At 71.4% G+C, this 11,820-nt stretch carries 9 protein-coding genes; 6 read left to right on the top strand and 3 right to left on the bottom strand.

Going from position 1 to position 11,820, the window contains the following annotated elements; genetic code table 11:
* Positions 1-122: 122 nt before the first annotated feature.
* Genes ACWCRD_RS00045 through ACWCRD_RS00035 form a run of 3 tightly spaced genes read left to right on the top strand, consistent with a single transcriptional unit; the run spans position 123 to position 3,396 of the window.
* Positions 123-1,499 carry an extracellular solute-binding protein gene (locus ACWCRD_RS00045; protein ID WP_450963672.1) on the top strand — a complete coding sequence of 459 codons (1,377 nt, stop codon included), beginning with the start codon at positions 123-125 and terminating at the stop codon, positions 1,497-1,499.
* Between the two features lie 2 nt (positions 1,500-1,501).
* The gene (locus ACWCRD_RS00040; RefSeq protein ID WP_450963671.1) at positions 1,502-2,521 is read left to right on the top strand and encodes a carbohydrate ABC transporter permease; all 1,020 of its coding nucleotides are present in this window, start codon (positions 1,502-1,504) and stop codon (positions 2,519-2,521) included.
* Positions 2,518-3,396 carry a carbohydrate ABC transporter permease gene (locus ACWCRD_RS00035; RefSeq protein ID WP_450963670.1) on the top strand — a complete coding sequence of 293 codons (879 nt, stop codon included), beginning with the start codon at positions 2,518-2,520 and terminating at the stop codon, positions 3,394-3,396. The genes ACWCRD_RS00040 and ACWCRD_RS00035 overlap by 4 nt, the downstream gene beginning before the upstream one ends.
* Here the strand turns inward: ACWCRD_RS00035 and ACWCRD_RS00030 are convergent.
* A complete protein-coding gene (locus ACWCRD_RS00030; RefSeq protein ID WP_450963669.1) occupies positions 3,386-5,656 on the bottom strand; it encodes a glycoside hydrolase family 3 N-terminal domain-containing protein in 2,271 nt (756 codons plus the stop codon). The genes ACWCRD_RS00035 and ACWCRD_RS00030 overlap by 11 nt on opposite strands.
* A 47-nt stretch (positions 5,657-5,703) precedes the next feature.
* Positions 5,704-6,816 (bottom strand): N-acetylglucosamine kinase, encoded by a 1,113-nt coding sequence (locus tag ACWCRD_RS00025; protein WP_450963668.1) that lies wholly within the window; start codon positions 6,814-6,816, stop codon positions 5,704-5,706.
* A gap of 8 nt (positions 6,817-6,824) precedes the next feature.
* Here ACWCRD_RS00025 and ACWCRD_RS00020 point away from each other — a divergent pair, with 8 nt between their 5' ends.
* Positions 6,825-8,102, top strand: a complete 1,278-nt coding sequence (locus ACWCRD_RS00020) for a glycoside hydrolase 5 family protein (protein WP_450963667.1) — start codon at positions 6,825-6,827, stop codon at positions 8,100-8,102.
* Positions 8,103-8,172: 70 nt separating this feature from the next.
* Here the strand turns inward: ACWCRD_RS00020 and nagZ are convergent, their stop codons facing one another.
* On the bottom strand, positions 8,173-9,657 hold the full coding sequence (gene nagZ, locus ACWCRD_RS00015) for a beta-N-acetylhexosaminidase (RefSeq protein WP_450963666.1): 1,485 nt from the start codon (positions 9,655-9,657) through the stop codon (positions 8,173-8,175).
* Between the two features lie 268 nt (positions 9,658-9,925).
* Here nagZ and ACWCRD_RS00010 point away from each other — a divergent pair, with 268 nt between their 5' ends.
* Complete coding sequence (locus ACWCRD_RS00010; protein WP_450963665.1) at positions 9,926-11,134, top strand: hypothetical protein; 1,209 nt, start codon at positions 9,926-9,928, stop codon at positions 11,132-11,134.
* Positions 11,135-11,234: 100 nt separating this feature from the next.
* A complete protein-coding gene (locus tag ACWCRD_RS00005; protein ID WP_450963664.1) occupies positions 11,235-11,729 on the top strand; it encodes a hypothetical protein in 495 nt (164 codons plus the stop codon).
* Positions 11,730-11,820 lie beyond the last annotated feature (91 nt).

The raw sequence follows: 11,820 nt of genomic DNA, 5'->3' as shown, positions 1-11,820 counted from the left end.
CGGAACCGAAACGCAACACGGCAAACCATTGACCTCCGATGAATTCTGGTCCACCTTTTCATCAATCGGAGTCGAAGTTGGTTGATTGAACCAGCCTCTCGGCTGGTCCCAGGAGGGTGGACATGCGCGCTGGAAGACTCACCGCATCCGTGGCGGGAATCATCGCCCTGACGCTGACGGCGGCCGGCTGCGGCCTGTCCGGCGGCGGATCCGGCGGCGGGAACGGCACCGCCGGGGGCTGCAAGGTCGACAAGGGCAACGTCGGCTCAGGCAAGCTGACGGGTGACGTCAAGGGACAGATCACCTTCCAGACGACGAATCTGAAGAAAGACTTCGGGGCCTTCTTCAACGGAGTGATCGCCTCCTTCGAGAAGGCGCACCCCGGCGCCAAGGTCAAGTGGATCGACGACCCGGGCGACAACACCTTCACCCAGCGGACCGTCGCCGACGCCCAGGCCTGCACGTTGCCGGACGTCATCAACGTCAACGCCCCCACCGCGACCGCCCTCACCAAGGCGGGCTATCTGCTCAACCTCAGCGTGAAGGACCCGGAGGTCGCGAAGCCTTTCGTGCCGTCGTTCTGGAAGTCCGCCACCTTCAAGGACGCGTCCGGCTCGGCGATCCACACCACGCTGCCCTGGTACACCGGCGGCGTCCTGCTGACGTACAACAAGGACCTGCTGAACAAGGCGGGCATAGACCCGGCGAAGCCGCCGACGACGCTGTTCGGCCTGTTCGCCGACTACGAGAAGGTCGCCAAGGCGGGCAAGGGCAAGTTCTACGCGACGATGGCCAACCCGATCTGGCGGATCCCGTCGGACTTCGACCAGATGAACATCAAGACGCTGTCCGCGGACGGCAAGTCCGCCGTCTTCGCCAATGATCCGAGGACCACCCAGTGGGTGGCCTGGATGGCGAAGCTGTACAAGGAGGGCGCGATGCCGAAGGACTCGCTGTCCTCCAGCAACGACCCGTCCACGCTCTACAGCCAGGGCAAGGTCGCCTACGGCTCGACGAACCCGAGTTTCGTGCGGTTCGTGAAGCAGAACAGCCCGTCGATCTACCCCAGGACGGCCGTCGGCCAGCAGCCCTACGACGCGCTCGGCCGCGCCTCCGCCGGTGCCCCGCAGTACATCTCGGTCGCTGCGACCAGCAAGCACGCACCGGTGGCGCTGGCCTTCGCCGAGTACCTGACCAACGCCGAGAACCAGACGGCCTGGTGCAAGGACCCGAACGTGGTGATCTTCCCGACGACCACGGACTCGCTGAACGACCCGTTCTTCCAGAACGTCACCGGGAGCGACCCGTTCTCCCAGGCCCGCAAGCTCGTCGCCGACCAGCTCAAGACGGCCGACACCAACCAGACGAACCTCTCCCCGGCCGTGCAGAACGCGATCGTGGGACAGGTGCAGCTGGCCATGCAGGGCAAGAAGAGCCCCGCGCAGGCCGTCAAGGACGCCCAGGCGAAGGCGAACGACCTGCTGAAGCAGGCGGGCTGAGCGTGGCGACCGAGACCGCTGAGCCGGTGACCGTGCCTGGTACGGGGCGTACTGCCTCCGTGCCGGGCACGGCCCCGTCCCGTATCCGCCGCATCGGCCGGGCCGTGCTGCCCGGCCCCGTGCCGGGCGCCAACGGCGCGGCGCTGTACCGCCGTTGGTGGCTGCCCTGGCTGTGGACCGCGCCGGCGATCGTGTGCGCGGTGGTGTTCGGGGTGTTCCCGTTCCTCAACACCGTCATCCTGTCGTTCACCGACGCCAAGCCGCTGGGCGGCGCCGCGAGCTTCGTCGGGCTGGACAACTACACCCGGATGCTGGGCGACTCGGACTTCTGGCTGGCGACCCGCAACAGCATCCTGTACGCGGTCGTCGTCGTCCCGCTGATGGTGCTGCTGCCGCTGATGCTGGCCGTCCTGGTGGAGAAGAACCTGCCCGGCATCGGGTTCTTCCGCTCGGCCTTCTACACGCCCGTCCTCGCCTCCAGCGTGGTCGTGGGCCTGAGCTGGCAGTGGCTGCTGGCCGACGACGGGCTGGTCAACACCTGGCTGCAGAAAGCCCACCTGATCAAGTCCGCCGTTCCGTTCCTCTCCGACTCCTGGCTCATCCTCTTCTCCGCGATGGGCCTGACGCTGTGGAAGGGGCTCGGCTGGTACATGATCTTCTACCTGGCCGCGCTCGGGAACGTCCCCAAGGAGCTGCACGAGGCGGCGCAGATGGACGGCGCCGGCGCGGTCCGCCGCTTCTGGCACATCACCGTGCCGGGCGTGCGCCAGGCGATGATGCTGGTGGGCACGCTCACCGGCATCGGCTGTCTGAGGGTGTTCACCGAGATCTTCATGCTGGGCAGCTCCACCGGCGGCCCCGGCGGCGCCGACCGCACCCTGCCCTTCTACATCCGCGACGTCGGCCTCGACCCGATCACCGGCAACGCCGGCTACGGCTCCGCGGTCAGCGTCGCCCTGTTCGTACTCACCCTCGGCCTGACCCTGCTGGCGCAGCGCCTGACGAAGGAGGACGAGGCATGACGACCGCCGTCGAGAAGCCCCGGCGGCTGATGCCGCGCTGGCGGGAGTACGGCCGGCCCCGCGAACTGGTCGTCCGCTACCTGCTGTTGCTCCTCGTGCTGGGCATCACGGTCGGCCCGCTGGTCTGGCAGTTCCTGGCCTCGCTGAAGGGTGTCGGCGAGGACGTCTTCGGCGCGGACGCCTCGCTGCTGCCGCACCACCCGACCCTGCGGGCCTACCGCGAGGTCTTCGACCAGGTCCCGGTGGCCACGTACATCCGCAACAGCCTGATCGTGGTCGTCCTGTCCATCACCAGCCAGCTGGTGTTCTCCACCACGGCCGGCTACATGCTCTCCAAGCCCGGCTGGAAGGGCCGCAAGGCGGTCTGGGTGGTGCTGGTCGCCTCGATGATGTTCCCCTTCGAGTCGATCATGGTGTCGCTGTTCCTGAGCATCCGCGACCTGGGCCTGGTCGACAATCTGGCGGGCGTCTGGCTGCCCGGGTTCGTCGGCGCCATCAACGTGCTGCTGATGCGCGGCGCGTTCCTCGCCGTCCCTCGGGAGATCGAGGACTCGGCGATGCTGGACGGCGCGAACGAGTGGCAGCGGTTCAGGTACCTGTATCTGCCGTCCGCCTGGGGCGCGATCATGGTGGTCACCATCAACACGTTCATCAGCGCCTGGGACGACTTCCTGTGGCCGCTGATCGTGCTCCGCTCGGAGAACCACATGACGCTGACGCTGGGCCTGTCCAGGCTGCAGAGCTCGTCGTTCGGCTACGACCAGCGGGTGGTGATGGCCGGTTCGGTGATCTCCGTCATCCCGGTGCTGGTGCTGTTCGTGATCACCCAGCGCTGGTTCTACAGGGGCGTCTCGGCGGGGGCCGTCAAGCTCTGACCTCCAGCAGGTCCAGTACGGCGGGGACGGCGGTGAGCGCGGCCCGCGCGGACTGGGCGACCCGGATCTCCACGGTCCTGGTCCCGGCGAGTCGGTCCCTGTCGAGCGGCAAGGTGACCGAACGGCACTCGCCGGGTCCCAGGTCGGCACCCTCGAACGCGAACAGTTCGAGGGTGCGCGGCCATGTGGACGTGATCAGCCGCCGCAGATAGACCTGCACGACGGTACGGCCCTGCCGCGCACCGGTGTTGGTGACGTCGACCGTGACGGTGCGCCCGTCCGTGCGCGGCGGGCCGTACGCGAAGCTCGTGTACGACAGCCCGTGCCCGAAGGAGTGCAACGGTTCGGCGCTCTCGTCGACGTAGCCGCCGTACTCGATGTCCTTGTGGTTGTAGTGGACGGGCAGCTGGGCCGCCGAGCGGGGCACCGAGACGGGGAGCCGGCCCACGGGTGCCGTGTGTCCGAGGAGCACCTCGGCGATCGCGTCGCCGCCCCAGGGGCCCGGGTACCAGGCGGTGAGCAGGGCGGCCGCGGTCTCGGGCACGAGGTGCGGGCGGCCCTGGACCAGGACGACGACGGTGGGCGTGCCCGTCGCCACGACGGCGTCGAGCAGCACGTACTGGGCCCTGCCCAGCCGCAGCCCGGCGAGATCCACACCCTCTCCGCAGGTCATCTCCGAAACGGCCGTGAGCGCGGCTCCGTTGGCGGCGAAGTCCGTCTCGGGGCTGCGGGCGCTGCTGCCGCCCAGCACCAGCACGGCGACGTCGGAGGCGGCGGCCGCGGCGACCGCCTCGGGGATGCCGGAGAGGTCGCCGCCGGTGAGGGCGCAGCCGCGGGCGTACCGGATGTCGGTGCCGGGCGGGGCGAGCTTGCGGAGCCCGTCGAGGACACTGCTGCCGGAGCGCTGCGGGGCGGTGTAGTCGCCCGACTGGTGGGCGGCGGTGGCGGACTGGGGTCCCAGGACGGCGATACGGGAGACGGTCGCCGGTATCGGGAGGGCGCCGCCGTCGTTGTGGAGGAGGGTGACCGAGGCACGCGCGAGGGCGGTGCTCAGGGCGCGGCCCTGCTCGGGGGACGGCAACTCGCCACCTCCGTAAGGCCGTTCGAAGAGCCCGAGGCGGAACTTGAGGCGCAGGACGCGGGCGACGGCGGCATCGAGGACGGACTCCTCGACGAGCCCCTTCTCCATGGCTTCCTCGAGATGCGTGAAGCCCTCGTCCCACAAGCTCAGGTCGACCCCGGCATTGAGGGCGAGAGCCCCGGCGGAGACCTCGTCGCCGGTGATACGGGCCAGCCGGTCCACGGCCAGCCCGTCGGCCATGACCAGCCCGCCGAACCCCCAGCTCTCCCGCAGCAGCCCGGTGAGCAGGGCGCGGTTGCCGGAGCACGGCATCCCGTCGACCTCGTTGTACGCGGCCATGACGGCGGCGGCTCCGGCGCGGACGCCGGCGCGGGCGGCGAGGAGGTGGATCTCGTCCAGCTCCCTCCAACCGAGTTCCGACTCGGCGGAGTTGCGGCCGCCGACGGTGGCGCCCTGCCCGGCGAAGTGCTTGAGCACGACGGGTGCCTTGTCCTCGGCGAAGAACTCGGCGGGCTCCCCCTGCATGCCGCGCACCAGTGCCTCCGCCATCCGGGCGGCGAGATACGGGTCCTCGCCGAAGCACTCCTCGGTACGGCCCCAGCGGGGGTCGCGGACGATGTCGAGCGCCGAGACCAGCGCCAAGTGGCCGCCGCGGGCGCGGAGTTCGGCTGCGGCGTGCGCAGCGGCACGCTCGTACAGCCCGGGGTCCCAGGTGGCGCCGACCGCCAGGTTGACGGGGAGGACCGTGCCGTCCAGGGCCATGTGGCCGTGCGGCACCTCCTCCACGAACAACGCGGGTATGCCGAGCCGGCTGCGGTCGAGAACGTGCCGCTGCACCAGCTCCGCGAGAGCCGCACTGTCCTGAGCGCCGGGCCCGCTGCCGTGGTCGACACCGGACCAGGCGTCGGCGCGCATCAGCCCGTAGAGAGCACCGAGCCCCTCGAAACGGTCGGTCTCGGCCAACAGCGCGTCGGTGAGTTCGTAGCCTCCGTCGGAGCTGCGGCGGTAGGCGTCCCAGCCGTACATCCGCTGGTTGAGCTGACCGGCCTTCTCGCGGAGGGTCATCCGGGCGAGCAGGTCATGGACGCGGGCGTCGACGGGGGCGTCGGGGTCCCGGTAGAGGGGGCGGCCTTCTTGGGTGTGTTCGGCGCGTTCGGCCGCGCGCTCCGGCTTCGGCATGCGGCCGGTCCTTTCCTTGCTGGCGGGTCGGATTTGGTGGGTGCCGGTCACAGGAGGAGGCGGGCGAGGGCCACGGAACCTGCGCAGCCGTCTGCCACCCAGTCGAGGGTGAGGCCCAGAGCCCGGAGGCGGGTGGCGAGAAGGACGGTGAGGGGGCCGCCGGGGCCGAGGAGGCCGCCGGTCGCGACCACACGCTCACCAGGCTGCGGCGCCAACGCCCTTACGGTCTCGGCCAGTTGTCCGGCGGCTTCGTCGAGGATCGCCCCGGCCACCGGGTCCTTCTCCCGGGCCGCCTCGGCCACCAGCGGAGCGAGCCGCGCCAGCCGGGTCGGGGGTTCGGCCATGACGACGGGGAGCAGATGCATGCGGTAGGCCTCGCGATCGGCAAGCGACCACGTGGCGGAGCCGTCCACGGGCGCTGCGGTCGGCGCGTCGCCAGGCTCACCGTGCCGTCCGCCAGACCCGCCGCCCGGGACGCCGGAGGCCGCGTCGGGCGGCACAGGCGGCGCCCCCGGTTCCCGTCCCTGCGGCAGCACCTCCCGCGGCAGGCCCAGGGTCCGCCCCACCGCGCCGGCCAGGGTGGTCGGCCCGCCCCGTCCGTCCGCCATCCGCAGGGCGGCCCTGACCGCCTCGCGGCCGATCCAGAAGCCGCTGCCGTCGTCGCCGAGGAGCCAGCCGTCGCCGTCGACGGTGGCCGTGCAGCGGCGGTCGGTGATGCGCATGGCGACCGCGCCCGTGCCGGCGACCAGGGCGAGGCCGTCGGCCGGGGCGCCGGGGGCGGAGGCGAAGGCCGCCTCGATGTCGCTGCTGATGCCGATCGAGCCGGTGGCGATGCCGAGCCGGCGCAGGGCGGCGGTCAGGGCGGTGAGCGCGTTGAGGCGCCCGGGGTCGTCGTTGGCCGCCCCGGTGGCGCCCGCGAAACCGCCGGCCACCGCCGCGACACGGCCCCGCGCGGACTCCGGGACCGCCTGGGCGACGGCCTCGGTGAGGTGGTCGGTGAGCCGCGGCAGCGGGACGGTGAGGGCGTTGCCCGGCCCGGCGGCGCCCTCGCCGAGCACACGGCCGTCCGCCGCGGCGGCAAGGACCGCCCGCGTACGGGTGCCGCCGGCGTCGAGGCCGACCACCAGCTCCCCTGACTCCTGGTTGAAATCGTTATTCATCATCGACCATGGTGGTTGATACATTCAGCGAGGACAAGCCCCCGACCCCACGGGGTCGGCGACCCGAGGAGGATCCCATCCCTACGCTCCGCTTCGGCGTCAACTACACGCCCCGCCGCGGCTGGTTCCACGCCTGGCACGACTTCGACCCGCAGCACGCCCGCGAGGACCTGGCCCAGATCGCGGGTCTGGGCCTCGACCACATCCGGGTCTTCCACCTCTGGCCGCTGCTCCAGCCCAACCGCACCCTCATCCGCACGGCCGCCGTGGACCAGCTGGCGCAGCTCGTCGACCTGGCGGCCGAGGCCGGCCTCGACGTCATGGTGGACGGCGTACAGGGCCATCTGTCCAGCTTCGACTTCTACCCGGAGTGGACCCGCAGCTGGCACCACCGCAATGTCTTCACCGACCCGGAGGCCGTCGAAGCCCAGGCGGAGCTCCTGCGCACACTCGCCCACGCCCTCGCCGGCCGCCCGAACCTCATCGGCCTCCAGCTCGGCAACGAGCTCAACAACCTGGTCGAGCACAACCCGGTGACGGCGGCCGAGGTCGACCACTACCTCGACACGCTGCTGGCGGCCGCCCGCGAGGGCCTGCGCCCCGGTCAGCTGGCCACGCACTCCGCGTACGACGCCGCCTGGTACGGCGACGACCACCCGTTCACGCCCGAGGCCTCGGCCCGCAAGGGCGACGTGACGACCGTCCACCCGTGGGTGTTCTCCGCCGACTGCGCCCGCCGCTACGGCCCCGCCTCCTTCGAGGTGCAGCACCTCGCCGAGTACGGCACGGAACTCGCGAAGGCCTACGCCGACGATCCGTCCCGCCCCGTCTGGGTCCAGGAGACGGGCGCCCCCGAACCGCACATCCCGGCGGCCGACGCCCCCGGCTTCGCCCGCGCCACGGTCCTCAACGCGGGCGACTGCCAAGGGCTTTGGGGCGTGACGTGGTGGTGCTCCCACGACGTGGACCGCTCACTGGCCGACTATCCGGAGCTGGAGTACACCCTGGGCCTGTTCGACTCCACGGGCCGCCCCAAGCCGATCGCCACCGCCCTCGCGGACACGATCGCCGAACTGCGCGCAAGCCCCGTCTCCCCCGAGCCACGCACCGCCGCCCTGGTGCTGGACTGCACGCCCGCGACACGTTCCGTGTCGGGTCCGGGCGGCGCGTACTTCGATGCGTGGATGCAGCTGCGCAGGCAGGGCGAACGCCCGGCGGTGGTGCTTGCTGAACGGGCGGACGACAAGGGGTACTTGGCAACGCGGCGGATCGTGCAGCTTCTTTAGGGGCGCGGGGCTGTGCCGATATGCGGCTCCGTCGCGGGGCGCGACAAGCCCCCACTCACCCGCAGCCCAATCACCTGCCCAAAATCTCCGCCACGGCCCGCAGATTGACCCGCCCCCGCCCGAACGAGCACAGATCCCCACCCTCCGGCAGCCCGGTATCCACCCGCACCGCGTCCGGACGCCGAGCCAGCAGGGCGTCCCGGAACCGCGCCTGCCAGGGATGCAACCCGGCGTCGCACGTGGCCACGACCAGCGGCGAACCCGCGGCCAGCCGGAGGATGCCGTCGACGAGGGCGCCCTGGTCACAGGGCTCCCCACTCACCGCCGTACCACTCGCCCCAGGGTCGAGGGGGCGCAGCTCGGTCAGGAGGTCCTCGCCGCCCCAGTTGAGCGCGGGGTGCGGGGGCGGGAAGAGGTCGACGACATGGGCGCCGCGTACGGCGGGCGGTACGGCCCGGCTGCGTACGGCGCGGCGCGCCGCCTCCAGCCCGGCCCCGGCATCCCAGGCGGCCACCACCTGGGCGGGGGTGGCATACCGCTGAGCGAGCCGCCGCACCCGCCCGGCCGCCTCCCACACCCGCTCCTCGGACAGCCGGCCGGAGTCCACCGCGTCGAGCACCGCGTCCCGGCAGGCGAGCGTGACCTCCAGGTCCGGTACGGCGACGATCACCTGGTCAGCGCCCGCGGCGATGGCTATGCGCGCGCCGGCCGCCTCGCCGTAGCGGTCGGCGATGGCCTTCATCTCCAGGGCGTCGCTGACCAGCACCCCGTCGAAGCCGATGTCGTGGCGGAGCAGGTCGCCGAGGATGCGGCGGCTGAGGGTCGCGGGGCGGTTGGCGTCCAGCGCCGGATAGACGACATGGGCGCTCATCAGCATGGGCACGCCCGCGGCGACGGCCGCGCGGAACGGTTCCAGGTCGGCGCGCAGCTCGTCGGCCGGGCGCGGGTCGACCGCGAGGCCGTGGTGGCTGTCGGTCTCGGTGCCGCCGTGGCCGGGGAAGTGCTTGGCGCAGGAGGCGATGCCACGGGCCTCGGTGGCGGTGATCCAGGCGTGCAGATGGCGGGCGGCCGGCTCGGGGTCGGCGCCGAAGGCACGGGTGCGCACGATCGGGTTGTCGGCCCGGCGCTGGAGGTCGGCGACGGGGGCGTACGAGGCGGTGATGCCGAGGGTGGCGAGATGGCCGGCGAGGGCGTCGGCGCAACGGGCGGTCAGGTTCGGGTCGTCGGCGACGCCGAGGGCGTAGGAGCCGGGGACCTCGGGGACGCCCGCGGCGACCAGGTGGCCGATGCCGCCGCCCTCGTTGTCGATGGCCACCAGCAGATCGGGGCGGATCGCCCGCAGTGCGTCGGTGAGCTCACGGACCTGCTCCGCGTCGCGCACGTTCCGGGTGAACAGGATGACGCCGCCGAGACCGCGGTCGATGAGCTGCTTGAGGGTGTCGGGGAAGGTCGTCGTGCCCTCGAAGCCGGCGACGAGACAGCGATGGACCGCCTCGTCCAGGTCGGAGGAGACGGAGGACAGGGCCGGGCCCACGGACAGCTGCTCGGAGGTCACCCCATGGATTGTTCTGGCTTATTCATCCGGAAGTCAACACTTCATTGGATGAACGATTCATCGACTCCTGGCTCCCTGCGAGGATCCGGGCGCCGAGCTCGTGCCTCTCGGCCGGCGGCCCGGATCGTGGGCCCGGACAGGCAACCCACAGCGCCGAGTCCCCCTCTAATGGAATGACGGGGTAGTACCCGCGACCTCGGCCGTCCCGACGCCGGGCGCGGGCCGAGGGGGAGGACGGAAAGTGCGGAAGCGGAGGACGGCGACAGCCGTGCCCGGGGACGGGGCACGGATCGGCCGTATCGGCGGCTATCCGGTTCGCTGGCACATCGCACTGCTGGCCCTGTGGACAGTCGCCTGGTTCTTCGTGGCCGAACGCCACGAAGCCGTGTCCTGGCACTATCTGGTCAAGGGCCAGCAACTGCTCTTCCACCAACTCCCCGGCGGCGGCCTCGCCCTCTACGCCAACCACCCCGATCTGCAGATCGGCCCGGTCAGCTTCCTGGTCGCTGGGCTGTTCGCCCCGTTCCCCGCCGAACTCGGAGAGAAGCTCGCCGACGCGTTCATGTCCGGCCTCGGCCTGTACATGCTGGTGCTGGTCGGCCGCGCCGCCGCCGACCACTACCGGGGCACGGGACTCAACCACAAACGCCTCCAGCAGCGCGTACTGATCGCCGGAGCGGCCTTCATCCCCATGTGGGTGGAGGTCTCGGTGCGGTTCGCGCACCTCGACGACGTCCTGGCGCTGTTCTTCACCACCCTCGCCGTACGGGCCCTGGTGCGCGGGAACGCGACGGCCGTGGGCGTCTTCCTGGCCCTGGCGGTGGACTCCAAACCCTGGGCGGTCGGCTTCCTGCCCCTGCTGCTGGCCCTGCCGCGCCCCGCCTGGCTGCGCTCCGCCGCCTGGACGGTCGGCCTGGTGGCCGTCGCCTGGCTGCCCTTCTACCTCACGCATCTGGACACCCTGGCCGCCGCCCGCTTCACGATCCCGAACCAGCCCGCCTCGGCCCTGCGCTGGTTCGGCGTGCACGACGCCGCCACCCCCTGGTGGGACCGCCCCGCCCAGATGGCCCTCGGCATCACCCTGGGCACCCTGGCCGTCCGCCGGCACCGCTGGCCGGCGGTGGTGCTGCTCGCCGCCGACGCCCGCATCGTCCTGGACCCGAGCGTCTACACGTACTACAACGCCTCGGTCCTCCTCGGCACCCTGATCTGGGACTCCATCGGCCAGCGCCGGCTGGTCCCATGGGTCAGCTGGCTCGCCCTCATCTCCCTGTACGGCAGCGCCCTGTTCGTCCCCTCGGACTCCGCCCAGGGCCTGATCCGCCTGGCCTTCGCGGCGGGTTCCGCCGTCTACGTCCTGTTGTGGCCCCACCGCCCACCGCGCAGCAGACGCCACGGCCGCGGGTCACCGGCCCGGCCCCACACCACGAGCCCGCTCGGCCGTCCCGCCGAGTCGGACGCGCCGCAGAGCTGTTGATGCAGTACCGCTGAACGGAAGCGGTGACTCCGCGCAGTCGGCGGGCAGAAATGCCCCGAGGCGGCCACCCAAGCCTCAACACCACTACGGGGGTGCTGACTTGACCGTCATCGTCGGCCTGGTTCACCGCAAGCGAGTACATCTGGCCGGAGACTCCGCGGGCAGTGACGACTACCGGCTCACCATCTGCCGCGACCCCAAGGTGTTCACCAACGGGCCCTACGTCCTCGGGTACACCACATCCTTCCGCATGGGCCAGTTGCTGCACTACGCGCTCGATGCCCCGCACCCGGAAGGCGCCCTCTACCGCTTCATGGCCACGACCTTCGTCAACGCGGTCCGCGCCTGTCTCAAGGACGGCGGCTGGGCGCGCAAGGAGTCCGAGCAGGAACGGGCCGGCAGCTTCCTCGTGGGCATCCACGGCCGGCTCTTCGCCATCCACGGCGACTACCAGGTCAGTGAGTCCGCCGACGGGTACGCGGCGGTCGGCTGCGGCGACGAGTACGCCCTCGGCGCCCTCCACGCCACCGCCGGCCTCGGCCTGAAACCACGCGAACGCCTCACCGCCGCCCTGCGCGCGGCGGATCACCACTGAAGCTTCCCCTTGATGTCGGACACCTGGAGACTGGGACGTGAGGTTCCAGAGGAAGTAGTGCCAGGTGGGAAGCAAGAGCAACCGCAGCAGG

Source organism: Streptomyces sp. NPDC002092 (genome assembly GCF_053593775.1).
This window is presented reverse-complemented; position numbering and strand designations above follow the sequence as displayed.